22 protein-coding genes and 1 tRNA gene are annotated in these 26,141 nt (G+C 44.2%); 10 read left to right on the forward strand and 13 right to left on the reverse strand.

What is annotated here, in order from left to right; genetic code table 11:
• Window positions 1–152 precede the first annotated feature (152 nt).
• On the reverse strand, window positions 153–1,148 hold the full coding sequence (gene gap / locus NL644_RS10725; RefSeq protein WP_012841556.1) for a type I glyceraldehyde-3-phosphate dehydrogenase: 996 nt from the start codon (window positions 1,146–1,148) through the stop codon (window positions 153–155).
• A gap of 337 nt (window positions 1,149–1,485) precedes the next feature.
• Between gap and msrB the strand changes: the two genes are divergently transcribed.
• A complete protein-coding gene (gene msrB, locus NL644_RS10730) occupies window positions 1,486–1,896 on the forward strand; it encodes a peptide-methionine (R)-S-oxide reductase MsrB (RefSeq protein ID WP_167394173.1) in 411 nt (136 codons plus the stop codon).
• Window positions 1,897–2,011: 115 nt separating this feature from the next.
• Here the strand turns inward: msrB and NL644_RS10735 are convergent, their stop codons facing one another.
• Window positions 2,012–2,833, reverse strand: coding sequence for a DUF2989 domain-containing protein (locus NL644_RS10735; protein WP_253658381.1), 822 nt, complete (start codon window positions 2,831–2,833; stop codon window positions 2,012–2,014).
• 101 nt (window positions 2,834–2,934) lie between these two features.
• Here NL644_RS10735 and NL644_RS10740 point away from each other — a divergent pair, with 101 nt between their 5' ends.
• Window positions 2,935–3,219, forward strand: a complete 285-nt coding sequence (locus NL644_RS10740) for a YeaC family protein (protein ID WP_005380700.1) — start codon at window positions 2,935–2,937, stop codon at window positions 3,217–3,219.
• Window positions 3,220–3,324: 105 nt separating this feature from the next.
• Here NL644_RS10740 and ansA read toward each other — a convergent pair whose 3' ends face one another.
• Window positions 3,325–4,338 carry an asparaginase gene (ansA, locus tag NL644_RS10745; RefSeq protein ID WP_046874512.1) on the reverse strand — a complete coding sequence of 338 codons (1,014 nt, stop codon included), beginning with the start codon at window positions 4,336–4,338 and terminating at the stop codon, window positions 3,325–3,327.
• Between the two features lie 164 nt (window positions 4,339–4,502).
• Window positions 4,503–6,353: a signal peptide peptidase SppA gene (gene sppA, locus NL644_RS10750; protein ID WP_012841560.1), complete on the reverse strand. Its 1,851-nt coding sequence runs from the start codon at window positions 6,351–6,353 to the stop codon at window positions 4,503–4,505.
• A gap of 224 nt (window positions 6,354–6,577) precedes the next feature.
• Between sppA and NL644_RS10755 the strand changes: the two genes are divergently transcribed.
• Window positions 6,578–8,590 (forward strand): NADPH-dependent 2,4-dienoyl-CoA reductase, encoded by a 2,013-nt coding sequence (locus NL644_RS10755; protein WP_253658382.1) that lies wholly within the window; start codon window positions 6,578–6,580, stop codon window positions 8,588–8,590.
• A gap of 60 nt (window positions 8,591–8,650) precedes the next feature.
• Here NL644_RS10755 and NL644_RS10760 read toward each other — a convergent pair whose 3' ends face one another.
• Entirely contained in the window at window positions 8,651–9,967 is a 1,317-nt protein-coding gene (locus tag NL644_RS10760; protein WP_253658383.1) for an MFS transporter, read from the reverse strand.
• A 173-nt stretch (window positions 9,968–10,140) separates the two neighbouring features.
• Here NL644_RS10760 and NL644_RS10765 point away from each other — a divergent pair, with 173 nt between their 5' ends.
• Window positions 10,141–10,689: an NAD(P)H nitroreductase gene (locus tag NL644_RS10765; RefSeq protein ID WP_253658384.1), complete on the forward strand. Its 549-nt coding sequence runs from the start codon at window positions 10,141–10,143 to the stop codon at window positions 10,687–10,689.
• Window positions 10,690–10,792: 103 nt separating this feature from the next.
• On the forward strand, window positions 10,793–12,760 hold the full coding sequence (locus tag NL644_RS10770) for a DNA topoisomerase III (protein WP_237308156.1): 1,968 nt from the start codon (window positions 10,793–10,795) through the stop codon (window positions 12,758–12,760).
• A 44-nt stretch (window positions 12,761–12,804) separates the two neighbouring features.
• Here NL644_RS10770 and NL644_RS10775 read toward each other — a convergent pair whose 3' ends face one another.
• Together NL644_RS10775 and NL644_RS10780 are read right to left on the reverse strand one after the other, a co-directional pair.
• Window positions 12,805–13,011 (reverse strand): hypothetical protein, encoded by a 207-nt coding sequence (locus NL644_RS10775; RefSeq protein ID WP_005380717.1) that lies wholly within the window; start codon window positions 13,009–13,011, stop codon window positions 12,805–12,807.
• A gap of 183 nt (window positions 13,012–13,194) precedes the next feature.
• Complete coding sequence (locus tag NL644_RS10780) at window positions 13,195–13,884, reverse strand: SDR family oxidoreductase (protein WP_253658385.1); 690 nt, start codon at window positions 13,882–13,884, stop codon at window positions 13,195–13,197.
• Window positions 13,885–14,155: 271 nt separating this feature from the next.
• On the opposite strand from NL644_RS10780, the gene NL644_RS10785 reads away from it, so the two are divergent.
• A complete protein-coding gene (locus NL644_RS10785) occupies window positions 14,156–15,079 on the forward strand; it encodes a histone deacetylase (RefSeq protein ID WP_253658386.1) in 924 nt (307 codons plus the stop codon).
• A 191-nt stretch (window positions 15,080–15,270) separates the two neighbouring features.
• On the opposite strand, the gene NL644_RS10790 is transcribed toward NL644_RS10785, so the two are convergent.
• The 3 genes from NL644_RS10790 to NL644_RS10800 all read right to left on the reverse strand — a co-directional run bounded on the left by NL644_RS10790 (window position 15,271) and on the right by NL644_RS10800 (window position 17,574).
• A tRNA-Ser gene (locus NL644_RS10790) sits at window positions 15,271–15,361 on the reverse strand.
• Between the two features lie 154 nt (window positions 15,362–15,515).
• Complete coding sequence (locus tag NL644_RS10795) at window positions 15,516–17,324, reverse strand: DUF3413 domain-containing protein (RefSeq protein ID WP_046874519.1); 1,809 nt, start codon at window positions 17,322–17,324, stop codon at window positions 15,516–15,518.
• 22 nt (window positions 17,325–17,346) lie between these two features.
• Window positions 17,347–17,574, reverse strand: a complete 228-nt coding sequence (locus NL644_RS10800) for a YejL family protein (RefSeq protein WP_005380722.1) — start codon at window positions 17,572–17,574, stop codon at window positions 17,347–17,349.
• A gap of 85 nt (window positions 17,575–17,659) precedes the next feature.
• Between NL644_RS10800 and yejK the strand changes: the two genes are divergently transcribed.
• The 3 genes from yejK to NL644_RS10815 all read left to right on the forward strand — a co-directional run bounded on the left by yejK (window position 17,660) and on the right by NL644_RS10815 (window position 21,325).
• Window positions 17,660–18,658, forward strand: coding sequence for a nucleoid-associated protein YejK (yejK, locus tag NL644_RS10805; protein ID WP_005396521.1), 999 nt, complete (start codon window positions 17,660–17,662; stop codon window positions 18,656–18,658).
• Between the two features lie 82 nt (window positions 18,659–18,740).
• Window positions 18,741–20,057: an Hpt domain-containing protein gene (locus NL644_RS10810; protein WP_167426360.1), complete on the forward strand. Its 1,317-nt coding sequence runs from the start codon at window positions 18,741–18,743 to the stop codon at window positions 20,055–20,057.
• A 104-nt stretch (window positions 20,058–20,161) separates the two neighbouring features.
• Window positions 20,162–21,325 (forward strand): chemotaxis protein, encoded by a 1,164-nt coding sequence (locus NL644_RS10815; RefSeq protein WP_253658387.1) that lies wholly within the window; start codon window positions 20,162–20,164, stop codon window positions 21,323–21,325.
• An 89-nt stretch (window positions 21,326–21,414) separates the two neighbouring features.
• Here the strand turns inward: NL644_RS10815 and nhaC are convergent, their stop codons facing one another.
• Window positions 21,415–22,848, reverse strand: coding sequence for a Na+/H+ antiporter NhaC (gene nhaC, locus NL644_RS10820; protein WP_005396525.1), 1,434 nt, complete (start codon window positions 22,846–22,848; stop codon window positions 21,415–21,417).
• A 430-nt stretch (window positions 22,849–23,278) separates the two neighbouring features.
• Here nhaC and asd point away from each other — a divergent pair, with 430 nt between their 5' ends.
• A complete protein-coding gene (gene asd / locus NL644_RS10825; protein WP_005396526.1) occupies window positions 23,279–24,394 on the forward strand; it encodes an aspartate-semialdehyde dehydrogenase in 1,116 nt (371 codons plus the stop codon).
• A gap of 55 nt (window positions 24,395–24,449) precedes the next feature.
• Here asd and NL644_RS10830 read toward each other — a convergent pair whose 3' ends face one another.
• Window positions 24,450–25,313 carry an ion transporter gene (locus NL644_RS10830; protein ID WP_005396527.1) on the reverse strand — a complete coding sequence of 288 codons (864 nt, stop codon included), beginning with the start codon at window positions 25,311–25,313 and terminating at the stop codon, window positions 24,450–24,452.
• A gap of 35 nt (window positions 25,314–25,348) precedes the next feature.
• On the reverse strand, window positions 25,349–25,987 hold the full coding sequence (locus tag NL644_RS10835) for a YchE family NAAT transporter (RefSeq protein WP_005396528.1): 639 nt from the start codon (window positions 25,985–25,987) through the stop codon (window positions 25,349–25,351).
• Window positions 25,988–26,141: the final 154 nt, after the last annotated feature.

Below are 26,141 nucleotides of genomic sequence, written 5' to 3' on the forward strand. Positions count from 1 at the left end.
TTTCCTATCATTGGGGAAAGTAGGGTTTCGACATCCGTCGCAAATACAATGCAACAGCGCCGAGGTATTCTCTCAAATTCCAGATACAAAAAAGGCGACTCTAGAGCCGCCTTTTCTTTAACGAAGTTATTCGCTAATTGCTAACTATCTAATTACTTAGAGATGTGAGCGATTAGGTCTAGAACTTTGTTTGAGTAACCGATTTCGTTGTCGTACCAAGATACAACTTTAACGAAGTTATCAGTTAGAGCGATACCAGCTTTAGCATCGAATACAGAAGTTTGAACTTCACCGATGAAGTCTTGAGATACTACTGCATCTTCAGTGTAACCTAGAACACCTTTTAGCTCGCCTTCAGAAGCTTCTTTCATTGCTGCACAGATAGCTTCGTAAGATGCGCCTTCTTTTAGGTTAACTGTTAGGTCAACTACAGAAACGTTAGCTGTTGGTACGCGGAAAGCCATACCAGTTAGTTTGCCGTTTAGTTCTGGAAGAACAACGCCTACAGCTTTAGCAGCACCAGTTGAAGATGGGATGATGTTTTGAGAAGCACCACGACCACCGCGCCAGTCTTTAGCAGAAGGGCCGTCTACAGTTTTTTGAGTTGCTGTAGTAGCGTGAACTGTAGTCATAAGACCAGATTCGATACCGAACTTGTCGTTAAGAACTTTAGCGATAGGCGCTAGACAGTTAGTAGTACAAGAAGCGTTAGAAACGATGTCTTGACCAGCGTAAGTAGCGTGGTTAACGCCCATTACGAACATTGGAGTAGCGTCTTTTGAAGGACCAGTTAGAACAACTTTCTTCGCGCCAGCTTCGATGTGCTTACGTGCAGTCTCGTCAGTTAGGAAAAGACCAGTTGCTTCTGCAACAACGTCAACACCGATTTCGTCCCACTTAAGGTCCGCTGGGTTGCGCTCTGCAGTAACACGTACAGTTTTACCGTTAACGATTAGGTTACCGCCTTCAACTTCAACAGTACCGTTGAAACGGCCGTGAGTTGAGTCGTACTTAAGCATGTATGCCATGTAATCTACGTCGATAAGGTCGTTGATACCTACAACTTCGATGTCAGCACGCTCTTGCGCTGCACGGAATACGAAACGACCGATACGGCCAAAACCGTTAATACCTACTTTGATAGTCATTATAGTTGCTCCACAACTTAATTTCTGATTAAAGATAACTGGTAGTAAAATTACAGAATCCAGTAAACATCTGCAAGTGATAATCGGACTTAACTTGTTTAAAGTCAAAAAAAAGCGACGCTTTTTTTAACAATTCTTCGCAAATGTTCGTTTTTTAAACTTTTAACTGATTCTTCTGTAGTCCAGTTGGCGTAATATAACTGGTGAGATAAGTGCTCTTATCAAATTAATTACGCATGGTGTCCTGGTGAGAAAGTATGTGCTACAACTGTTAAGAGAAGCAAGTTTTTTGCTAAAAAAGTCAATACCAAAAACAGTAAAGAAGGAGCAGAAAGTCGTGGAACAAAACGGGAAAAAAGTGGCGAAGTCAGATGAGCAGTGGCGTGAGCAACTTTCTGAAGAAGAGTTTCGTGTCTGCCGAGAGCAAGGTACAGAACCGCCTTTCAGCGGTAAACTACTGCATAATAAAGAGACGGGTGTTTATGCTTGTACCTGTTGCAATGCCCCTCTCTTTGTCTCTGATAACAAGTATGACTCTGGCTGTGGTTGGCCAAGTTTTGATGCGCCCATCAATGATCAAGCGGTGCGCTATTTAGAAGATCTGAGTCACGGAATGATACGTACAGAGATTCGTTGTGCCACATGTGATAGCCATCTAGGGCACGTTTTTGAAGATGGCCCACAGACCACGGGTGAGCGTTTTTGTGTTAATTCAGTGTCGTTAATTTTCAACAAATCAGAACAATAACGACAAAATTGTGCTCGATAGTGTTTTATCCTTTCAATACGATTTGTTGTAAGTAGAAAACAGAGTGTAGTTTGACCCAAAGAAAAACTCCCGCCAATTGCGGGAGTTTTTTCGTTTATATCTCTTTGGGTATCATTGCTGGAGAGTAGTTCCCTCTCTCTATGGCTTTTGCCACCGATTCAGCTAATTCATCTAGCTGCTGATATTGCTCTGCATGACTAAAATTAAACATACGCTTGAGCTGCTTTTCATCAGCAAGCGGGACGTCGAATCTTTTTGCAACCATTGCCCACAGATACGCGCGCTCTTTTTCTCCAAGCCCTTGATGAATGCTTGCCATTGATTTGAGAATGATCGGATTAAGGTTGTCTTCATCCGATAAAGACAACGCTTTATTCAGCAGTATTAACGTTTTCTTGGCATCTCGATTAGTATAGAAAGTAGCTAATGCATATTGCATCTCAGCAGTATTTAACTTGGGTGAGCCTTCCATTTGTAAAAATGCGCGACGAGCTTGGATGTCACCCGTTTGAGACCACAAAAAATACAAAGTTGCGGGGTCTTCTGAGCCTTTTAACTCGTTTACGATGCGTTCTAGCTCATCAATACTGTGTACCAAAGCGTTAAAACGCTGTCTCTTGAGAGCACTTTGATCAATAGGTGTGATCTGAGAGGCGAGTTCTAAGCATTTCCTATATTCAGCGACCAGAGCGTATTCGATAATTTGACTGGCTTCTGATGGATGTTTCAGTTGCTCAAACCGATGCCATACTAAGTTTGTTCTGGGAACTCGACATTGCCCGTCATCCATATTGAGCTGTTCGCAGCGCAGCTCTGGTGTTTTTTGGCACAACTCTTCGGTTGTCACGTTACCTTCGAAACAGCCCGTTAGTGCGAGACTTGTGAGGCTGATAAGTAACCAGTGTGTTCTTTTCATGGTTTTGCTTGTGATCCGTTACACCAATTCATTTTCGTATTCTTGACTCAGTTTCTTAACCCGTTATGTTCTGTAAATAGAATGTAATAAGAAGGTACATTATGGACGCAGAACAACTATTACAAGCGATGACTCCAGAAGTTTATGATCGCTTAGTCTATGCAGTAGAAACGGGAAGATGGCCTGAGGGTACAACACTTTCTAAAGAGCAGCGAGATTCGTGTATGCAAGCTGTGATGTTGTATCAATCAAAACATAATACTGATGCGCAGCATATGACGGTTGCGGCAGGTGGTGAAATCAGCTTTAAATCGAAGCAAGAACTTAAAAAACAATTTAGCGGAGAAGAGAGCGACATTGTTCGTGTCAATCCGAACATTGATTAAGCGAACCTTTGATTTTTACAGGGTGTCGTTTACCGCTACTACTTTGACTTTAAAAGAAAAAAGCCCAATCTCTATTGGGCTTTTTAGATCGTAGTAAGCTTGAATTTACAGGCTCATCTCACCACGCAGTACTTGCTGCATTCTCTCTTTCACTTCTTCGTAAGAAAGGTTTTGGCTTAGAAGGTAATGCAGTTTTGCTAGTGCCGCTTCTGGCGTCATGTCAAAGCCGCTGATAACTCCAGAGTCTGCCAGTGCACAACCCGTGGCGTAGCCGCCCATATTCACTTTGCCTGCCAAACATTGAGTTAGGTTCACGACAATAACGCCGCGCTCAGAGGCTTCTTTAAGGTGACCCAGTAGCTCAGGGTTTTGAGGCGCGTTGCCCACACCAAAAGTCAACAGAATCATCGCATTTACAGGCTGACGAAGCGTATTACGAATAACTTCATGTGATATACCAGGATACATAGTGATCACGCCGATTGGCTGTGGTGTAATGTTGTGAACCTTAAATTCACCTTCTGGTTGTGCACCAACGGTTACGCTGTTGCTTACTTGAATATTGATCCCAGCTTCCAGTAGTGGAGGAAGGTTTGGTGAAGTAAAGGCATTAAAACCGTCCGCATGAGATTTTGTGCTGCGGTTACCACGCATCAATTGATTATTGAAGAACAAAGTCACTTCGTTGATCGGGTAGTTTGCCGCAATATGTAGCGCGTTTAATAGGTTTGCTTGGCCGTCAGAACGCAGCTCTGCGAGAGGGATCTGTGAACCTGTAACAATCACTGGCTTGCCAAGGTTTTCAAGCATGAAAGACAATGCAGATGCTGTATATGCCATGGTGTCAGTACCATGTAGGATGACGAAACCATCGTATTTGTCATAGTTGTCACGAATATCATCCGCAATCTGCTGCCAGTCGGCAGGCGTCATATCTGATGAGTCAATCAGAGGATCGTATTCGTGGATAGTGTAATCCGGCATTTCAGGACGGTGAAACTCTGGCATGCTTGCTAGTTGCTTTTCCATAAAGCCAGCAACAGGCACATAGCCGTGATCCGATTTTTGCATTCCGATGGTGCCACCGGTGTAAGCGATGTAGATGTGTTTTCTAGTCATCGTTTTTTCTTTCATGTAGGGGAACAGAGGCGGGGATTATATACCTAAATAACCTTGAGATGCGAGGCTATGCGCACAGCATCAGAAAGTCATCTGAGGAGATGTTGAGCGTAATAAAAAGGGCACCTCAAGTAGAGATACCCTTTGTAATCTTAATGAAAAAGCTACTGCACTTGGCAGTTCAAACAAAATGCGTATTGACCTTTAGGATCGTTAAAGCTTTGTAGCAAGCTTGCGTCTTGTTCGAACTGTTGAGCTACGGGTTGAAGACTTTTTGGTAGCAAGCTGGTTGCATCAATACCTAGAGAGACTTTCACCTGTTTCATGAACTCTTGTAAAAATAGTTCAGTGGGAGAAAGCGGTTCTTCTACCCAGTAAATGCCGTAATCAGTCACATTCGCCAGTTTTGCCGCTAGTTCTACGGCATCATCAAAGTCACCCATCTGGTCGACAAGACCAAAGGATAGTGCGTCTTGTCCTGTCCAAACTCGACCTTGAGCGACGTTGTCGACTTCCTCTAGAGACATATCGCGATTCTCGCCAACCAAAGAAATAAAGCGCTTATAACCGTGCTCGATACCTAATTGGAATACTTGAGACGCGCCGTCAGAGAGGCCAGTGGTAATGCCGTCACCAGAGAACGGCGATGTGCCAACGCCATCAGTATTAATGCCTAACTTGCTAAAGCCTTTTTCAAACGTGGTGATGACACTAAAAATACCAATGGAACCCGTCAGTGTTGTTGGCTGAGCAACGATCTTGTCTGCGCTCATTGAAATCCAATAACCACCAGAAGCGGCTAAACTCGACATGGATACAACAACTGGCTTGCCTGCTTGTTTCAGTGCTTCTACTTCGTTGCGAATCACTTCAGAGGCAAAGGCACTACCCCCAGGGCTATCTACTCGCAACACGACCGCTTTCACCTTTTCATCATTGCGTGCTTGACGCAACAAGCTTGCGACGGTGTCACCTCCGACAGTACCACGAGGTTGTTGACCATCCATAATCGCGCCACTGGCTAGAACAACGGCGATATCGTGCTGAGGTAGTGTGTAATCAGGACGAATCGTTGCAAGGTAGTCGTAGTAACCAATCGCGTTGTAGCTGTCTTTGCCGTCACTACCAAACTGTTTGGCAAATAGAGTGCGAATGTCTTGGCGTGTCGCGAGTTCATCGACCAAGCCCAGTTTAACCGCGAGCTGAGCAAGATCACCGTCCACTGACTTCATTTCGTCAATCAGCTCATCCATGGTTGGGTTAAGCACTTTCGCATCAATATTTCGGTTTGTCGTTACGTCATCAACAAAAGCACTCCACAATTGAGTAACCCAACGTGTTGCAGACTCTTTCGCCGCATCGGACATGTCATCACGAATAAACGGTTCGATAGCGGATTTATAAGTACCTACGCGAAAAACATGAGTAGAAACATCAAGCTTTTCCAATAACGTTTTGTAGTACATTGAATAGGCACTGTAACCTTTAATCAATACGCCGCCATCCGGTGCCAGGTAAACTTTATCAGCGTAACTTGCCAAGTAATATTGGCTTTGGTTGTAGAAATCACCTACAGCGTAAACTGGTTTACCTGACGCTTTAAATTCGTTCAACGCTTTCGCGATGTAACGTAATTTCGTGAGATTTGTTTCTGGCATGTCTCGCAGTGCTAGCACTAATCCAGACACTTTAGGATCGTCTTTCGCGTAGCGAATAGTATCAACGATATCGAAAAGGACGTTTTCTTTCGGTAACTCATTGCCCAAAAGGGAACCAGCAAAAGAGTCCATTGGATTTACATAGCGTCTTTGTTCGACAATCGGACCTGAAAGATTCATCACCAATGCCGACTCTTTTTCGACGACGGGTTGACCGTCTCCGGTATAAGTAAAAGCAAAGTAGAAAACGGCAATCATCAGCAAGAAGATCAGGTTTGCCAGTGCGAGTCTGATAAAGGTGATGCTCTTCCATATCCCTTTAAATATCAAACCAATAAATTTGAAGAGTTTTTTCATCTTGTCTCCATAACGAGATAGTTACGCCGAGTCTAACAAAGTATGGGTTCTTATCTCTAAGATCTCAAAAGATAACATTTTTTTAGCTTATCACGACCACTCAACAATTGGCATATTTTCACGCGAGATTGATCGGTGTTACAAAAATGTAAACACTTGTTTGATTTTTTGGTTGAGCGGGCTTAATCTGGTCAGACCATGATAATAACAATGGATGTTAAGTGATGTCTGCCATGTACCCAAACCTATTAAAGCCACTGGATCTCGGTTTTACACAATTACGAAACCGAGTCCTGATGGGATCAATGCACACGGGCTTAGAAGAGCACAAAGAAGGATTACAGAAGCTCGCCGCTTTCTATGAAGAACGCGTGAAAGGCGGTGTTGGATTGATTGTAACCGGAGGTTTTTCTCCGAACTTACGCGGTCGTTTGCACCCGTTGAGTGCTGAGTTCAGCAAGCCAAAGCATGCTAAGGCCCACAAAGTTGTGACAGAAGCGGTGCACAAGCACGGTGGCAAAATTGCCCTACAAATTCTCCATGCTGGGCGTTATGCCATGCATCCATTCTCGCAAAGTGCGTCTGGCATTAAAGCGCCAATTGCAAAGTTTGCTCCGAGTGAAATGAGCGACCGCCAGATTAAGAAAACCATTGATGCCTTTGCGAATAGCGCTGAGTTAGCCCAGCTTGCTGGTTATGATGGCGTCGAGTTAATGGGCTCGGAAGGTTACCTGATAAACCAATTCTTATGTAAGCGCACGAACATGCGTTACGACGAATGGGGTGGCAGTTACAAAAAACGTATGCGTTTTCCGCTAGAAATTGTCAAAGCGGTTCGTAATGCGGTGGGTGACAAGTTCATCATCATTTTCCGTCTCTCTATGCTGGATCTTGTCGAGCAGGGCAGCACATTTGAAGACGTTATCGAATTGGCGAAAGCGCTTGAAGAGGCTGGCGTCACGATTATCAATACGGGTATCGGTTGGCACGAGGCTCGAGTTCCTACCATTGCGACTCAAGTACCACGCGGTGCGTTTACGTGGGTTACGGAAAAAGTTAAGCCTCACGTTTCGGTTCCTATCATCACTTGTAACCGAATAAATACGCCAGACGAAGCAGAACGTATTCTATCTTCTGGGCATGCCGATATGGTTTCGATGGCGCGCCCATTCTTGGCTGATCCTTACTTTGTTGCTAAAGCCGAACAGGAAAAAGCGCAGCTTATCAATACGTGTATTGGCTGTAATCAGGCGTGTCTAGATAACGTGTTTAAAGGTAAGCGCGCCAGTTGCTTAGTGAACCCTCTAGCGTGCTATGAAACCGAAATTGTTGTTGAACCAGCCTTTAAGAAGAAAAACATTGCCGTTGTTGGTGCAGGCCCTGCGGGCTTGGCTTGTGCGACTACACTGGCTGAACGTGGCCATAAGGTTGATTTGTTCGAAAAGAGCGACCGCATCGGTGGTCAGTTCCGTCTTGCGATGCAGATCCCTGGTAAGGAAGAGTTTCGAGAGACGATACGATATTTCGCTAATCGTATTGATGAAACAGGCGTGAATCTGCACTTATCGACGGAAGCGAACTATGACCTACTAACAGAATACGATGAGATCGTGATGGCGTCGGGTGTCGAGCCACGTAAAGTCAATATTGATGGAATTGAGAACCCAGAAAAAGTCGTCGACTATCAAACACTCATTCGAGACAAAACGCCAGTCGGTGAGAAAGTGGCTATCGTTGGTGCAGGTGGTATTGGCGTAGATGTCGCGACCATGCTCACAGAGCCAGTTGGGCAAACGTTGGATGACTGGTTGCATGAATGGGGAATCGACAAAGAGATGTCTCAACCGGGTGGTTTATACCCTTACCCTGATGCGGTCAGCGATAAAGAAGTCTGGGTGCTTCAGCGTCGTAAAGGTCGCGTAGGTAAAGGTCCGGGTAAAACGACAGGTTGGATCCATAAACGTACCCTTGAAAAACGGGGCGTACATTTAGTCGGTGGCGTGTCTTACGATAAAATTGATGATCAAGGTTTGCACATTCATGTAGATGGAAAAGAACAATTATTGAACGCGGACAAAGTCGTCATTTGTGCGGGGCAAGAGTCTGTTCGTCCATTTGAAGATAAATGGTCTGAACTCGGAGAGAAGATTCATATCATTGGCGGAGCTGACCATGCGGGTGAACTTGATGCTGTGCGTGCGATTCGTCAAGGTGTTAAATTGGCGGTAAAACTCTAGCTTTTTAATGTGTGTTTACCATGAAAGCTGCGCTTTGAGCGCAGCTTTTTTTGTATAGAACTAGTCACTGATATCTGGCAGTTGTTTGGCCATTACTACGCCAGCAAGAGTAATAAAAGAGAACACTAACACCACTGCTGAAAGGCTCAAAAAGTTCGACATAACACCAAGAGAACTCATTAGAAGCAGCATTATTCCAACCACCGTGTTACTCACGGCTACATAGCTTGTCCGCTTGTCACCTTCTGCGATATCAATTAAGTAGGTTTTTCGTCCGACTCGTATTCCGTCGTGGGCAATACACACACAAAAGTAGAGCAGAGGAATCACGAATAGGAAGCTTTGGCTAGCGGTGACCCACGTATCGTAAACAAATAAAACAACGCCAAGTAGCGCGCTCATCGTTGCGCCGATGACCATAACACTGCGGCTAGAGCGATCGGACATTCTTCCCCAGAAAGGACCTGACACAAAGGAGGCCAAGCCACTCGCAAACATAAAGAGAGCTAGCACCCAGAGCTGTCCACCGAGAGATTGCTGTGCCAGCACAACGTAGTACGGTGCACTCAGCGCAGAACATAAAAATAGTGTCCGCGTGATAACGAATCGACGAAAGGTCACGTCTGTTTTAAGTAACGCGAGTTGTTTAAATGCCTCAAGGACGCCATTTCGACCACCGTCTACCTCACCTGCATACTCATTAATTTGTGCATAAACTAATGCCGCAATAAGCCATATGGCGCCCGCTAAGCCTAAACTCAGACTGTAAAAGTGCTCCGTCGGCTCTACGTCCCATAGCCAGGCTAGTGCCAGAAGGCTAGCGAAAAGCAACGTAACAAGGCCAGCAGCGCTTGAAGACCAGCCGTTGACTTGACCTCGTTGGTTTTTGGGGATGGTTTTGCCCAACACATCTTTTGATGCGACGGAATTTAAACCGCGTGAGAGGCTGAAGATCACAAGACATGCAATTACACCATAACCCGCAGCAGCTCCTGTCAGAGTTAATGCGACCACTCCGATTGCAAATATGGAAAGAGCCTGCAAGATGCTGCCAATTACCCAGACCCATTTTCTTACTGGGATGCGTCGGATGTAGTGCGCGATGCTAAGTTGTGGGATAAGTGAACCTGATTCACGAATAGGAACGAGCCAACCAATTAAGTAAACCGGTGCCCCGAGGCTTTGTAGTATCCACGGCAACGTGACTTTGGGGTTGATTAACGCATCGCCGACCTTCGTTAAAAACTGAGCAAGAATGATTTTAAGAAAGTTGCCGGGAACTTGATGACAAGCTGATTCAGGAATCGCCTTACAGGCACGGGCATCTTCGTCATTAACGATCTTTTCGTAAATGCTGTTTTGTTTATCCTTGTTCATCAACCTGCCTATGTTCAACTTATTCATTTCGCGAATAAATTAACATTAAATCCAGCTTGATGTTAAGTGAAGCACGTTATCAAGCCCACAGAAAACCGGTTGTTATTCGCAGGAGCAGATTGTGCTAAAGTAGCGTAAACAAAATAACAACGATATTCGATAAGGACTCTTTCATGGACGCTCTCGATCTTTTGCTCAATCGCCGATCTATCGCGAAGTTATCTGCGCCTGCACCAGAAGGTAAAGCGCTTGAGAACATCATTCGTGCAGGCCTTCGTGCGCCTGACCATGCGGGATTAACCCCTTGGCGTTTCGTTATCGCACAGGGCGATGGTTTGAAAAAACTGTCAGATATCTTGGTAAAAGCGGCAGAAGCTGAAAATAGTGATGGATCGGTGGTCGAAAAGGTGAAAAATGCGCCATTTCGTGCACCAATGGTGATCACGGTGATTGCTAAAGTAACGGAACATGAGAAAGTGCCTGCACTAGAGCAACACTTATCTGCTGGATGTGCAGTACAGTCCATGCAGATGGCAGCCGTAGCGCAAGGCTTTCAAGGATTTTGGCGCTCAGGTAAGTGGATGTTCCATCCAGAAGTTCATCAAGCGTTTGGTTTAGAAGGCGACGATGAGATTGTTGGTTTCTTGTACCTAGGTACGCCTGGTTGCACACCGATGAAAGTTCCTGAGCGTGACCTTTCTCAGTTTGTTGAGTTTCTATAACTGAGCATCTAGGCAAATTGACTGTTTATTTATACAGTTTTTCTTGATTTATTAGGGCTACATTCGTTAATGTGGCCCTAATTATATTTATTTCCAAAACGTTATGTCTCGTCTGTTTATTGCTGAAAAACCAAGCTTAGGCCGTGCGATTGCCGCTGCACTGCCAAACCCTCAAAAGAAAGATCAAGGATTCATCCGCTGTGGGAACGGGGATATCGTTACTTGGTGTATCGGCCATTTGCTCGAACAAGTCGAACCTGACGCTTACGATGAGCGTTATAAAAAGTGGAATATGGCAGATTTACCAATTGTTCCGCAGCAATGGCAGCTCAGACCGAGGAAAAGCGCAAGTAAGCAATTAACAGTGATTCGTAAATTGCTCAAAGAAGCTAACGAAGTCATTCATGCAGGAGACCCAGACCGAGAGGGTCAGCTGTTAGTTGATGAAGTTCTCGACTATTGCAAGTTATCTAAAACCAAGAAGGAATCCACACAGCGTTTGCTGATTTCCGACTTGAACTTACCTGCGGTTAAACGTGCACTCAGTTCTATGCGCAGTAATCGCGAGTTTATCCCACTTTCAGTTTCTGCATTGGCTCGCTCTCGGGCTGATTGGTTGTATGGCATGAACATGTCTCGTGCTTATACCTTGCTTGGTCAAAAAGCAGGGTATCAAGGTGTTCTCTCGGTAGGGCGAGTGCAAACGCCAGTTCTTGGCTTAGTGGTGCGTCGTGATGAGGAAATCGAAAACTTTGTACCGAAGGACTATTTTACCCTACATGCTCTGATTCCGTATCAAGATGCCAATGGTACATTTGATATTCGTGCTCGTTGGAAGCCGAGTGAGGCATGCAAGCCTTGGCAGGATGAAGAAGGGCGAGTGTTAAACCGTAAGTTAGTGGAAAACGTTGCAAACCGTATTGCAAATCAACCCGCTAAAGTGACGGAGTCGGAACAAAAGCAAACCAAGCAATCAGCACCATTACCTTATTCGTTATCTGCTTTACAGATCGATGCAGCGAAGCGCTATGGTATGAGTGCGCAACAAGTACTAGATACTTGTCAGGCATTGTATGAAAAGCACAAGCTGATCACTTACCCGCGTTCAGATTGTCGCTATTTACCGATGGAACACTACTCACAAGCGGGGACGGTGACAACAGCTATTGCGAATAACGCAAAAGAGCTGCAAGGTGCCGTTCAGGGAGCAGACTTAACATTAAAGTCCAAAGCCTGGAACGATAAAAAAGTGGATGCGCACCATGCGATTATCCCTACACCAAAACAAGCTAATGTGAATGCGCTTTCGGGCAATGAGATGAAAGTGTATCAATTGATTGCGCGCCAGTATCTCATGCAGTTTTATCCGGCGGCGGTTTACGCAGAAGCGAAATTGGTTTTCGATATCGCTGGTGGTACGTTTATCGCGAAAGGTCGTCAGTTAGTTTCACCGGGTTGGAAAGCGCTAATGGGCAAAACTGACAAGGAAGATGAAGGTATTGATGCCGTGCCACCGTTACCAGAAGGCACCGTGTTAACTTGTCGTGAAGGGGAAATAAAAGACCGAAAAACCGAGCCACCAAAGCACTTTACCGAAGCATCGCTGTTGCAAGCGATGACCGGGATCGCCCGTTACGTTGCGGATAAAGAACTGAAAAAAATCCTTCGTGATACTGATGGGCTAGGTACGGAAGCGACTCGCGCTGGTATTTTGGACACGCTGTTCAAACGCCAACTGCTCACGCGTCAAGGTAAATCAATTCTCAGCTCTCCTGCGGGAAGAGGTCTCATTCATGCCTTGCCAGAAGATTCAACGTACCCAGATATGACGGCTCATTGGGAGCACCAGTTACAAGGTATGGCAGAGAGAAATCAGGCATATCAGCCGTTTATGCAAGCATTAGAGCAACGCATTGATAGCTTGATGGCACAAGTAAAAGCAGGGCCGATCCCTGATTCATTGCGTCATCTACCCAAGGTGGAACGTCCTGCGTTTAAACGTAAAAAGCGTAGTTATTCAAAGAGTGGTAGTGCGACTAAATCCCGTGCAACCAAAGGTAAGCGGGCATAGGACAAGCGCGGCGTAATTAAACACCGCGCATGCTTGAAAATAGATTACTCGAACAGGTCGCCGTGGTTTTGGATCGCGCCTCTTACTTCACCTTGAGTTAACACGCGTTTGTCCAGTACCTCTTTCACCTGGTTGCCCAAGTCAACTAATGTATCTCGATTCGCCTGAGTTTGGCGTTTACCAGCACTTCTCAAGCAGTAATTTAGTTCGTGCTCTTCGCTAAAATTAACCAAATCCCTATCTGCTGCCATCGTGCTTTCTCCTTATTTGTTCTACTTTTTCCTAAGTCTGGATTGGATGTAGATAAATTCAAGTTAGATTGCGCGAATTATGCTGGTGGATCACTGATGAACATTATGTTTGCCAACCAAGTCACGATTATGAAGCCTGGCTTTGATGGTATTTGGTTTAGTGATGGTTGTGTCTTAATGCTGCTACCAAGGTAACTCAGTACCATCGTAGTTAATAAATCGACCTGAAAGTTGCGGTGTACTCAGCTCTACCACGTTCGCTAGGCCCTGCGCGGAGGTTTGCGTATCGATCAATGCATTTGGCCCGCCCATTGCCGTTTTTACCCAACCAGGATGAAGCGCTAAAACGGTAAATCCTTCAGGTGTTAAATCATTACTCAAGCTTTTAACAACCGAGTTTAGCGCCGCTTTCGATGAACGATAAATATAACCGCCACCGGACGTATTTTCGGTCATGCTCCCCACTTTTGATGAGATACAAGCAATCTTTTTTATCTTGCCTTGTTGTAAGCGAGGGTAACAGTGCTCAACCAGTTTTAACGGTGCAATGGTGTTTACTTCGAAGACTTTACGCCATTCTTCTACGTCAGTGTTTCCAAAGCCATATCCCTTGGGGCCGTAATATCCCGCATTGTTAATGAGTAAGTCGATGGCGGGGAGCTTATCTGCAAGCAGAGCGACTTGTTCGTAGTGAGTAACATCCAGTTCGTGCAAAACTAGATTGCTGTAATGTGAGGCTAGAGTTTGTAGTTCAGAACTGTTCTCTAAGGAACGGCTAGTAGCGTGTACTTGATGGCCTTGCTTCAGGTACAGCTCAGTTAAGCTAAGGCCAATGCCGCGATTTGCTCCGGTAATAAAGACGGTTTGACTCATACAAACACCTATATTTTTTTGATTTCAGTTGAAAGTCATTGTGTTAGCTAAGCGCAATAAAATCAACCAGCCACCACGCACCAACAACGAAAGATGAAAATAGGGACAGAGCACAAAGAGAGCCAAACAGTGCGCCGAGAATAGCAAAGAAAGTAGAATTCATATGTATATTAAATTTAATTGATATTGAAAATCATTATCAATTAAATTGCATTTTATTCAACCCTTGAAGTTGATACTATTTCGTTACCATTGTTATTAAGAATTTCTCATGCTGCCATTTATCTACCACCCGATTTATTCTCAACTTGAGTTGCCAGAGGGGCATCGTTACCCAATTATGAAGTACCAGTACCTCTATGAATCGGTATTGGTACATATGGAGAAAGATAACTGGAAAGAACACGTGCAGTTTTTCCAGCCAGAAGCATTAACTGTTGAGGAAGTAAAACGTGTTCATGACCAGGAATACGTCGACTTACTTGTGAATGGAAACATGCCAGCTGCGAAGATGCGCCGAATAGGTTTTCCTTGGAGTGAGTCTCTCATTACCAGAACGCTAACTTCAGCAGCGGGCACGGCTTTGACCGCAAATAAAGCACTTGAGTATGGTGTTGCCATTCATTTGAGTGGCGGGTATCACCACGCACACAAAGAGTTTGGCAGTGGTTTTTGTTTATTTAATGACTTAGTGATCGCGGCTAGGCAAGCGCTCGAAGTCGAGCATGTCGATAAAGTATTGATCATTGATAGTGATGTTCACCATGGGGATGGAACAGCAACTTTGTGTCACGATGAGCCAGATATCATCACGCTTTCTTTCCACTGTGATAAAAATTTCCCAGCGAGGAAGCCTCAGTCTGATCTAGATGTGCCTTTGGTGCGAGGAACAGATGATGAGGATTTTTTAATGGCGTTTAAGGAAGTGGTTGAAATGGCACTTAATCTTCATCGTCCTGATTTGGTTATCTACGATGCTGGTGTTGATATACATCAAGACGATGAGCTTGGATATTTTGATGTGTCGACGCAAGGGATTTTAGAACGTGATAGATTTTTAATGCAAACAATGAAATCGCGAGGTATCCCTGTCGCAGCTGTCGTCGGAGGTGGATATCGAACGAATCATTCAGACCTCGTCCCAATCCATTTACAGCTCATTAATGCCGCTAAAGAAGTTTTTGTTGGTAAGTAAATGCAACTAGACGTGAGTATCAACCTGATTCATAACGGGACACTGGAACGAAAAGGGCGCTAATTTTCTAATGGGTTCTTTCTGAATGTGGCGATTGCTTGGCTTGTATTCAAGGAGGGATTTGTACAAATCTTTTCAAATCTGGATATACGAAAAAGCCCGCTAATTTCTTAGCGGGCTTTTTCTAAATGTGGCGGAGAGATAGGGATTTGAACCCTAGATACGCTATTAACGTATGCCGGTTTTCAAGACCGGTGCTTTCAACCACTCAGCCATCTCTCCGTTGTTGAGGCGCATAATATAAGGCTTTGAAAATGTTGTAAACCCCTAGTTGAACTGATTGGATGTTTACTGCGCAAATTTGTGGTTTGTGTTGTTTAAATAAACAAAAACTCCCCAAAAAGGGGAGTTTGAATAGTATATGGATTGCTAGGTATTAATCGTTTTTAGAATAAAAACGCTGTAACTCAGTTAAACCTTGCATCAAAACTGGCAACTTCGGTGCATCATCTCGAAGTCGTTTGTAATTTTTGTCATACAACTTGTAGTTGCCAAACTTATCGATCACTGTGGTTTGTGAGCTAGTAATTAAGGCAAGCTCACGAGTGTCACCCGCTAGGATCCAACGGCGACGACTTTCGTCAAATAGGTTACGACCACTACTGTAATCATATGGGTTGGAAGATACACCGAGCATATCCTGCAATAACGTGACCGAAAGGTCCAAGTGGCTTGTGCTGTGATTAAATTCACCAGCCAACATTCCTGGCCATTGGATTACCATAGGAACTTGTAACTGATAACGGCTGTAGTTGCTGTTTGCGCCCCAGCTGTTCGTATTGGTTTCGTTAAACTCACTACCGTGATTAGAAGTGATAATCACGATGGTGTTTGTCAATAGTCCATTTTTTTCAAGCTCATCAATAATACTAGCGACGGTTTTATCCGCTGATTTCACCGCATATTCATAAGCTTTTTTGAAGCGATCACTTGCGGACATTTCTTCGTCATTATTTGAAGGGATCGATTCAAAATTATCAACGGTGGTGACTTCGATGTAACTAAACCATGGTTGACTCGCTTTCTCTGTTAACCATGTATTCCAGTTCGCGATAGATTGCTTATCGGTATGAGCTTGTGTGCCATCGAGGTCTTCCGCTAGTTTTAAGTCGCGGAAAATAATCTCTGAGTAGAGATCATCTTCAAACCCGCTGCCACTGAATAGGCCGAAGTTGTAACCCTGATCTTTCAGTACATCGAGTAACACTGGCGAAGCACCTTGCGCCTTGATGCTTGAGGCGTAACTGGTTGGTAAGCCGTAGAACAAACCAAAAGCCCCGTAAGTATCATTACTTGAACTGTAATGATTACGGAAGTTCTGATTGTTTTCGGCAAACTCATAGAGGTTAGGCATCTCTTCTGGATTCAGCGCGTCTGCACGCAGGTTATTTACGCTGATCATCAACACGTTGAGCTTATTGACTCGACGGTTAAACTCTAGCTTTTCTAGAGGGTAATTGACTAACTCTACGTTGCCTTCATTTTCCGCTAAGCGTTTTAGGTATTCCTCACGGTCAAGTAGACCATGTTTTTCCATAAAGCTCTTCGCCGTCATCGGATAAGACAATGGGAAGTTTGAACGCTGACTGGTAATTGGATTGTAGAAGTATGCATCAGCCCAAATATAAACCAAATGGCTGGTCATAAAGCTGAGGAAAAATACAGCTGCTAGAGGACGTCCTACGTGCTTATGAGATAGTTTGCGCTGTTTTCGCCATACCCATTCGGATAGAGCGAGCTGAATAAGGAAGATCAGCGGCATTACAACAAACAGATGTTGTAGATCAGTGCTGAGTGCACTTTTATCTTCGCTGAATAGTAACTCCCAAACGACAGGAGTTAAGTGCAAATTGATAGACTGATACGCTTGGGTATCAATCAATAATATGGTTTGCCCAACGGTCGCGAAAATCACTGCCACCAAACGGAACAATTTCCGCGATGGCAGGATAAACGTTAACGGGAATAGAACGAGCAAGTAAAGCGCGAAAACTAGAAAGCCAAAGTGACCAACCCAAGAAACCGCCAGATAAAACTGACCAAGTAACGTCTCGGGCCAAGGAGACTGAACAATGTAGCGTGTGCCTATCAACATCGATGCAACGATATTGAAGAATGCAAACCAGTGACCCCAACCAACCAGTCGAGATACGCGTTCGCCGTATGAGTTTCCGCTGTCTACCATGTATGTGTTCTATTGTCCGTTATTAGTGTGTTTTTGGTGTTTCTAAAGAAGACATCAGCGCCTGAGCAAATTTTTCAGCAATCGCTTTGCGTTGTGAAGCAGCAACACGTTGATTTAAGACATTGGTTGCGATATTTCCGGCAATCATTAGCGTCAACTCAGGAGAAGCAGCGTGTTTTTCAAGAACTGTTGCTACTTCAGCAAGAATTTTCTCTACTTGCTCGTCAGTATATTTAGATGTAATCGGCATAAAGACTCTAATAATGATAGTAAAAGCGGCTTATGATAACCTACAATGCCCATCAACTAAAACCTTGTAGCAAGATAAAATCACTATGAGCCTTCATCTTTCAAACGTTATTCTGCATCAACTGTGCAAAAACGATCAGGACGAGCTAGTTGTAAACTTTCGTCCAGCATCATTAGAGAACGATGCATCTACTGAAAACTTAGTCGCTGAGCTTCACCGAGTATTCCATTCTAAAGCTGGTAAAGGTTTTGGCTCTTTCCAGTCAGACAGCGAATTTCAATTTTGGCTTCAAGAAATGCGCAAAGGAGAGCGAGATTTTTACGACTTCTCACAAATTAGTGCAAATCGCTTGAAAGAAGAGTTGATTAAGTACCCATTTGCGGATGAAGGTATTCTGGTTTTCGCTGAGTATCAGAGTTTAGCAACGGACTACTTGTTCATCGGTATCTTACCAATGAACCAAAGTTTAAAAGTGACCGAAGGTTTGGACATCAGTGCGACGGATTACCTAGATATCACCAAAATGGATATTGCGGCACGCATTGACTTGTCGAGCTACGACACTGACAAGGAATCTAATCGTTACTTGCAATACATCAAGGGACGCGTCGGCCGTAAAGTGGCGGATTTCTTCCTAGATTTCCTGCAAGCGGACATCGGCTTAGATACTAAACAACAAAACTTAGTGTTAATGCAGGCGGTGGATGATTTTTGTGCTGATTCGAAGCTAGAAAAGCAAGAAGTGAATGAGTACAAGAAACAAGTTTACGATTACTGCAATGAGCAAATTAAATCCGGTGATGAGGTTCAAATCTCAGAGCTTTCTGGAGAGCTTCCTCCAAGCCAAGATGGCACAAGCTTTATGGATTTTACCAAAGAGCAAGGGTACGAACTTGAAGAATCTTTCCCAGGTGACCGTGCGACGGTTCGCAAACTGACTAAATTTGTTGGCGCTGGCGGTGGCTTGAATATTAGCTTTGATAGCCTATTGCTTGGCGAGCGTATTTTTTATGACCCAGAGACGGATACCTTAACGATTAAAGGTACGCCACCAAATCTAAAAGATCAGTTGAGTCGCAACTAAAACCATATCGTCAAATTAAGAGAGCCAATGGCTCTCTTTTTTTATGTGAATAAGAAACATCCATAGTATATGCTTGTAATTAATGGAGATATGCGAGGGGCGAGTGTTGCTGAAGCTAAAAGAAGGAATGAGGCGGTTTGTTTGGTTCTGGTTCGTTTTATGGTGTGTTTTAGCGCTAGGGATTTGGTTGCAAGCCAAACAAACGATTCAAACCATTTCAACAGTGAATGAGCTAGGAAGCAAAGTCGAAGAAGTCAGACATTTTTTTAACTTTGATCTGCCTTATCGTGTTAAGCACGTCGACCAAGTTTCACTAAAACTTCAGTTAGCCTATGCAGTTCGCTTACAGCTTGAAAGTGAGTTTTCTGAAGGAAAAATCACACCAGATATTACTCAATTGCTTTATGCGACCGATCGATTTTTAGAAAGTGCTCGAGCCTTTGTAGGGAGTGACAGTGAGCTTGTATCATTGGCTGAACAGTTGCGAAGGAGCCGTGCCCGAGCTGAAAACTCTGAGCAAATTCAATCAATGTACTATCGCTTAGGCGCACTTGTTTTGGAGTCTATTTTTAGTGACTCAGCAACGAATAGCGATACTTATCGTGATTTAGACCGACTCTTTATCGAGTCGGACACGCTTTCTCCTCAAGAGCGAAGTGCTTTTCAGCGTCAACTTGCCCAGACTTCAAGCGCGCTATCTGCCAAGGCGCAAGGCAGCTATCTAGTTAATCAACTGCTTAATCCTGATTTCCCGAACCAGTTAACTTCGATAAATGACCAGTTGGAACAAAAGTTGATGACCTTTGTTACTTGGTTGTCAGTAATCAGTGGTTTATTTCTTTCTCTTATTTCATGGGGGCTTTTCTCCCAAAGAACCGTTCAGCCGCTAATACCATCAAGAGCAGAAGATAAAGAGTCTGAGCAAGCTGGTGGGTCTTACGTTGTTTTTTCTGCTCAGTCCGAAAGCGCTCAAAACGGCCAAGTTAACGAACAGAGTCATAATGAGCCGAACACATCACAAGTGGCAGTAGTGGAACGTAAGCCGTATATAGATATCAATAAGATGCTGGACTCGCTATCGGGAGATGAAAGCGCGGTGCGAATGTTACTTGAAGTCTTTATTCAGGATCACTCTGGCGATGGTTCAAAAATGCATCGGCTATTAGAAGAGGATAAAGAGCAAGCGCAAAGAGCGGCTCATAGTCTTAAAGGGGTCTCGGGAAGTTTAGGGGCAATGCCATTGCACTGCATTTCGAGTGATATTGAGCTGTTGATTAAACAAGGGCAACAAGTGCCGGAAGAGAAACTGACACGTTTAGATGATGTCCTAAAGCAAACCATACTTTTCGCTAACCACGTTCTCAATAGTGAAAAGATACAAGAAGCGCTAACAGATTGATATTGCTCTGACTTACAATCATCAGAGTTGGGGTATTAAAGGCCCGAACTATATGACTTAGTTCGCTTTATTCCTGTTCCATACAATTTGTTAAAGGTACTTTCATGTCCGTTCGTCGATTGTCTTCAATGATGTTGATAGGGTTGGTTGTGATGCTTTCAGGGTGCTCCCTGTTAGAAGTGAAAATCGAGAGTCAAACCGTCCCTCTTACCAAACAAGAGCTTAATATGCGTCTCCTGACTCGTGAGTATGCGCAACAGTTTTTTGCTCAGGTAGAGCAAGCTGCTGATGCATTGCACGATCAATATGAGCCGCATGATAAAGTCCATCAATCTTATATTTTGCTTTGGAAGATAAATGCTGAAGAAGGTCTTCAAGCCGCAGCATACCAAGTCTCGCCAATGGCAGCACTGATTGATACTTGGACTTTTACGCTACAGATGGATCAATTCTTTACGACTGGCCCTGGTAATGAACTATTTGCGACAGATGAGGCAAAGTTAGTTTCTGCTCACTTAGCGAAAGAGGTGGATAAACTGGCTCAATCTCTGTTGAAACAAGAAGCGTACATCAAGACACAAGCGTTTGTTGCAGAGTTCGTTAAGCAACATCCATTCGCGGACTTAAGTATGATCAGGACGCCAGCTTACCGTGGGTGGTTAGATGCGAATCAAATTAGCGAGGAAGAGGCAGTGACTACGCTAGGTACAATGCCAGAAGCATTAGGGGATGTCTCGGATCGTCTAAGCCTTGTATCAGAACAGACCCCCAAAATTATGACTTGGAAGGCGCAGTTATTAGCATTAAATAGCTCTGCCAGCATCGAAAAAGTTAATGCTGCGCTAAATAGCCTACAAGTTACGGCTGATTCGATGAAGGACTTTATTGATAACAATCCAGAGTACATGCGCTATTTGGCAGAGCAAATGGCGGTGGAGTTACAACCTTTGATTGACGATATTGACCAAAAAACGCAAGCGCGTTTATCTCAATTGGGTGAGGAGCGCCAAGCTTTAGAGCTGATGGTAGCCAGAGAGCGCCAAGAAATCGCGCAGATCATTACCCATGAGCGTGAGAAGTTTGCTCAAGATATGGACCGAGTCTCGCAGGAAGTGGTCAGTTTAGCGATGACCAAGCTGATTGAGCTCGTTAAAAGTACCATTATCTACTTCATCTTGTTCATTGCCGTTATATTCTTTGCACCACTTGGCTTGGGCTATTGGTTTGGTAAGCGTGCAGCAGTGAAAACGCAAGTCAAACAAAGTTAACGTTTGGTTGAGATATAAAAAAGAGCGCTCATGCGCTCTTTTTCTTTGTCTTTCACTCGGAAAGAGAGATTCTTCCTATCTATGCGAACTTAAGCGGTTTGCTGCTTCAGTTCGCCTTCTGCTTGTTCAACTGCTTCCGCTGTTGGTTCGCATTTATCAACAAACCAACCCATGTAGGAACTGATGATGGTCACAATGATACATACAAAGCTTAGCCACATGAACGGTGCATAAGACAGTGTCGCAACACCCAGAATACTTGCCATGTAGATACCGTTGTCACTCCAAGGGACCATACCTGAGGTTAATGTGCCGCCGAACTCTGCGTTACGAGACAAGTTCTTACGTTTGTAGCCTAGGCGATCGTAGTTCTTCGCACAGATTTTTGGTGTCAGGATAAGTGAAACGTACATCGCTGAACCAAATACGTTCCCCATAAAGGCTGTACCGATTGTACTTGTTGCCAGTGAACCTGCACTTTGAACGCGTTTTTCAAACAGCTTAGCGATAGTTTCTAACACCCCCACTTTATCTAGTAGACCACCAAAACCAAGGCCGAATACGATGACAGCAACCGAGCCAAGCATTGAAGACATGCCGCCACGGTTAAGAATGGAGTCAATGAAATCTACGCCTGAAGAAATCGCAAACGGAGCCCAAGCGGTGTTGAACGCGGTTAGGAAGTCCACATCTTGAATCATTACTGCCCAAATAATACCAAGCAGAGAACCAAAACTGATCACTGGGAATGAAGGCATACGCATTGCTAGAAGTGACAATACGATGATCACAGGAACAAATGAGTAAGGGGTGATGTAGAATTGCTGCTCCATCGCTTTAATTACAGAGTCTACCTGGCTCATGTCAACTTGACCTGCGTAGTGGAAACCAAATGCAGTAAACATAATGCCTGTAATAATGTAGCTAATGAGTGCGATCGGCAGCATGCCTTTAATATGTTCCATTACTTCAACGTTAGACATAGATGAAGCAAGGATGACGGAGTCCGATAGAGGCGACATTTTGTCACCAAAGTAACAACCTGAAAGCACCGCACCAGCTGTAATTGGTGCAGGAACGCCAAGGCCTTGGCCAATACCCATCATCGCAATACCGGCAGTACCAGCAGCGCCCCAAGAGGTGCCAGTCGCTAGCGCAGTCAATGAACAGATGATCATGGTTGCGAGCAAAAAGATAGAAGGGTGAATTGCTTTAAGGCCGTAGTAAATAATGGTTGGAACAATACCACCAGATATCCACGTACCAACAAGCGCGCCAACGGCAAGAAGAATTAAGACGGCTCCAAGTCCATTGGAAATGCCATTTAGTGCAGCTTTTTCCAGATCTTTGTACTGATGACCAAGCTTAATGCCTAATATCATGATAATGAACCAACCGATGTACAGCGCTAGCTGGATCGGTAGGTCTAGCTTGGCAGTGAACGAAAATGCCAGCAGTAGAAATAAACCGAGCGAGATAAATACCTGTATCAAGCTTGGTAGGCGTGGTGTAACTTGCTTCATATGTGCCTCTGTCAATCTTGGAGCAATAGAGGAAGGCGCTCCTTGTTGTAATCGCGCATAACATACATTAACAAAAATTATATTTCGAATATTTGGTGTTTTATCTTGATGTTCGTCGGCAAAAACGTTTGCTTGTGAAATTAACTGTTAGTTTGTTTTAACTTTTTTGGTTTTAAATGTTGTGTGATGTGAAATTATTGTGCTTCATGTGTTATTTTATCACTGAGTGGTAAGACCAATTTGGAGTAACAGGGCTTTCCCTACTTGAAAAATGGCCGAAATCGCAAACCAAACACTAAAAAATCTCGTTTAACACGAATTTTCATAGGAAAAGGTTAAAAAATAGGCTTATTTACAAAATAGGGGTTGAGATTTTGATGCGAAAAATTAACTATGGGGTAGGTTTTTTAATACATGGAGAGTTAATACGATGAGAGTTGGTTTAGTTGGTTGGCGCGGTATGGTTGGTTCAGTCCTTATGCAGCGTATGGTTGAAGAGAAAGACTTCGACCTAATCGAACCAGTATTCTACAGTACTTCTCAAGTTGGTATTCCTGCTCCTAACTTAGGAAAAGACGCAGGCTTACTGCAAGACGCGTATGATATTGAAAGCTTAAAACAGCTTGATGCGGTAATTACATGTCAAGGTGGTAGCTACACAGAAAAAGTTTACCCAGCACTTCGACAAGCCGGTTGGAAAGGCTACTGGATTGACGCAGCATCTACGTTACGTATGGCGGAAGATTCCATCATCACGCTTGATCCTGTGAACTTAAAGCAAATCCAACAAGGCATCCACGGTGGCACGAACACATTTGTTGGTGGTAACTGTACGGTTAGTTTAATGCTAATGGGTCTAGGTGGCTTATTCGAAAAAGGCCTTGTTGAGTGGACAAGCGCAATGACATACCAAGCCGCTTCTGGTGCTGGCGCGCAAAACATGCGTGAACTGATCTCGCAAATGGGCGTTATCAATGACTCTGTAAGTTCCGAACTTGCAAACCCATCAAGCTCTATCCTAGATATTGATAAAAAAGTTGCAGACACAATGCGCAGCGGTTCTTTCCCTACCGATAAATTCGGTGTACCACTAGCTGGCTCGCTTATTCCGTGGATCGATGTGAAACGTGATAACGGTCAGAGTAAAGAAGAGTGGAAAGCGGGCGCAGAGGCAAACAAAATTTTGGGCTCACAAAGCTCGCCTGTGCCAATCGATGGTACTTGCGTCCGTATTGGTGCGATGCGCTGTCACTCTCAAGCACTCACTATCAAGCTTAAGCAAAATGTCCCAATGGACGAAATCGAAGAAATCATCGCCACTCATAACGACTGGGTTAAAGTGATTCCTAACGATCGTGACATTACTGCGCAAGAACTTACACCTGCAAAAGTAACAGGCACTATGTCCGTACCAGTAGGTCGTCTACGTAAGATGGCAATGGGTGATGACTTCCTAAATGCTTTCACTGTTGGTGACCAACTACTTTGGGGCGCAGCAGAACCATTGCGTCGTACGTTACGCATTATTCTTTCTGAGAAAGCATAATCACATCAACCTTTGTTTGATGACAAAATAAAAGAGCTCCCTAGGGAGCTCTTTTTTATGCTTCGTCTTCTCCACGAACAACGCGTTTGTCAGGATCGGCCAGTTCACTACCACAGTGTTTACAGTAAGTCGCATCAGAGTCGTGCCCGGCGTGAGAACAGTTCGGACACTTCACTAATACTTTGTGCGATTGCATTTCTTGGTGAAGTTCTGCTGTGAAAATACCAGTAGGGACCGCCAAAATTGAATAACCCAACAACATGGTGAGTGAGGCAAGCCCTTTTCCGAGATCTGTTTGAGGTACCAAGTCACCATATCCAACCGTTGTGATGGTCACAATAGCCCAATAAATACTTTTCGGAATGCTAGTAAATCCGTTTTCAGGCCCCTCAATGACGAAAATCAGCGACCCAAAGATCGTGACCATAATGGCGACAGAGCTAAAGAAGATAAAAATCTTTCTGCGCGCCATCAGTAGAGAGCGTAAGAGGATGTTGGACTCTTGAAGATAGCGGACCAACTTGAGTATGCGGAATATTCGCATGACTCGCAGTGCTCTTATTACGCCCATAAAGGAGGCAGAAGGGAAAAACAGTGCTAAGTAAGTAGGTAAAATCGCGAGTAAATCAACGACGCCATAAAAGCTCTTCGCATAGGCCGCTGGTTTTGGAGAGCAGTAAAGTCGGAGAAAATACTCAATAGTGAATAAACCGGTAAAAGTGTACTCCAAGTATTTCAGCTCTTTTGCCCACTCGGCGCGCACGGATGGTATTGAGTCTAAGACCAGTACGATTAGAGAACTGATAATCGCGATAATGAGTGCAATATCGAAGGTTCGACCAGCTTTGGTATGAGTACCAAAAATGGTGACATATAGAGTATGTTTGAGAGAGTCAGTCGTCATGACAAAGCGATCCATTGTTGAATCGCTCTATCATACAATTTTATAGAAACTCAGGCTAATCCTGGAAATAAGTTGCGTAAACCATTGGCGATAAACTCAATACCCAATGCGCCTAATATCAAACCCATGATACGGGTAATGACGTTGATACCAGTTTGGCCCAAAAATCGCACGATCAGTGGGGCAGAGCGGAACAACAGCCACGAGCATAGACAGAACAAGCCAATTGTAATGCTGATGCCTACCGTATCAAACATGCTTGGGTAGCGTGCACCGTAAACAATAGTCGAACTGATTGCGCCTGGTCCTGCCATTAGCGGCATCGCAAGAGGAACAACACCGATCTGCTCGCGACTCACGTATTCTGATTTTTCCTGTTTGTTTTGTTTATCTTCCCCCAGTTTACCGCTCATCATAGAGAACGCGATGCTAAGTAGCAGTAGCCCACCTGCAACACGAAACGAATCCAGAGAAATGCTGAACATATCTAATAGTAACTGGCCAGCAAAGAGCGAAATGATCAGAATGATAGCAACAGCCACGTTCGCTGTGGTTGCCGTATTGCGCTTTTCGTCTGGTGTCATATGTCCGGTTAGTGACACAAACACAGGCATGATACCAACAGGGTTTACTGCGGCGACCAAACCAAGAAAAAACTGCAAGAAGATAGCAAGTTCAAAAGTTTGCATGTTGCGTACTCATTAAAGTTCACATTAGTGAAAAGGCGAAGGGGTAATTTGGGCGTAATGTAAGGCAAAAGTTGGGTTGGAAGAAATGAAAAAAACTAACGCATTTCCTACTGTTTTAGTGAGAAAAACTAATTCTTTAATAAACTGTATCTAG

Origin of the sequence: Vibrio sp. Y10_XG_PY6 (assembly GCF_024181795.1) — a bacterium.
GTDB classification, from domain to species: Bacteria; Pseudomonadota; Gammaproteobacteria; order Enterobacterales; family Vibrionaceae; genus Vibrio; species Vibrio diabolicus.

Excerpts from the sequence above, each read along its gene's own strand:
- gap (WP_012841556.1), bottom strand. The coding sequence starts at position 1,148 with ATGACTATCAAAGTAGGTATTAACGGTTTTGGCCGTATCGGTCGTTTC.
- NL644_RS10735 (WP_253658381.1), bottom strand. The coding sequence starts at position 2,833 with ATGAAAAGAACACACTGGTTACTTATCAGCCTCACAAGTCTCGCACTA.
- NL644_RS10740 (WP_005380700.1), top strand. The coding sequence starts at position 2,935 with ATGGACGCAGAACAACTATTACAAGCGATGACTCCAGAAGTTTATGAT.
- ansA (WP_046874512.1), bottom strand. The coding sequence starts at position 4,338 with ATGACTAGAAAACACATCTACATCGCTTACACCGGTGGCACCATCGGA.
- sppA (WP_012841560.1), bottom strand. The coding sequence starts at position 6,353 with ATGAAAAAACTCTTCAAATTTATTGGTTTGATATTTAAAGGGATATGG.
- NL644_RS10755 (WP_253658382.1), top strand. The coding sequence starts at position 6,578 with ATGTCTGCCATGTACCCAAACCTATTAAAGCCACTGGATCTCGGTTTT.
- NL644_RS10760 (WP_253658383.1), bottom strand. The coding sequence starts at position 9,967 with ATGAACAAGGATAAACAAAACAGCATTTACGAAAAGATCGTTAATGAC.
- NL644_RS10765 (WP_253658384.1), top strand. The coding sequence starts at position 10,141 with ATGGACGCTCTCGATCTTTTGCTCAATCGCCGATCTATCGCGAAGTTA.
- NL644_RS10770 (WP_237308156.1), top strand. The coding sequence starts at position 10,793 with ATGTCTCGTCTGTTTATTGCTGAAAAACCAAGCTTAGGCCGTGCGATT.
- NL644_RS10775 (WP_005380717.1), bottom strand. The coding sequence starts at position 13,011 with ATGGCAGCAGATAGGGATTTGGTTAATTTTAGCGAAGAGCACGAACTA.
- NL644_RS10780 (WP_253658385.1), bottom strand. The coding sequence starts at position 13,884 with ATGAGTCAAACCGTCTTTATTACCGGAGCAAATCGCGGCATTGGCCTT.
- NL644_RS10785 (WP_253658386.1), top strand. The coding sequence starts at position 14,156 with ATGCTGCCATTTATCTACCACCCGATTTATTCTCAACTTGAGTTGCCA.
- NL644_RS10795 (WP_046874519.1), bottom strand. The coding sequence starts at position 17,324 with ATGGTAGACAGCGGAAACTCATACGGCGAACGCGTATCTCGACTGGTT.
- NL644_RS10800 (WP_005380722.1), bottom strand. The coding sequence starts at position 17,574 with ATGCCGATTACATCTAAATATACTGACGAGCAAGTAGAGAAAATTCTT.
- yejK (WP_005396521.1), top strand. The coding sequence starts at position 17,660 with ATGAGCCTTCATCTTTCAAACGTTATTCTGCATCAACTGTGCAAAAAC.
- NL644_RS10810 (WP_167426360.1), top strand. The coding sequence starts at position 18,741 with ATGGAGATATGCGAGGGGCGAGTGTTGCTGAAGCTAAAAGAAGGAATG.
- NL644_RS10815 (WP_253658387.1), top strand. The coding sequence starts at position 20,162 with ATGTCCGTTCGTCGATTGTCTTCAATGATGTTGATAGGGTTGGTTGTG.
- nhaC (WP_005396525.1), bottom strand. The coding sequence starts at position 22,848 with ATGAAGCAAGTTACACCACGCCTACCAAGCTTGATACAGGTATTTATC.
- asd (WP_005396526.1), top strand. The coding sequence starts at position 23,279 with ATGAGAGTTGGTTTAGTTGGTTGGCGCGGTATGGTTGGTTCAGTCCTT.
- NL644_RS10830 (WP_005396527.1), bottom strand. The coding sequence starts at position 25,313 with ATGGATCGCTTTGTCATGACGACTGACTCTCTCAAACATACTCTATAT.
- NL644_RS10835 (WP_005396528.1), bottom strand. The coding sequence starts at position 25,987 with ATGCAAACTTTTGAACTTGCTATCTTCTTGCAGTTTTTTCTTGGTTTG.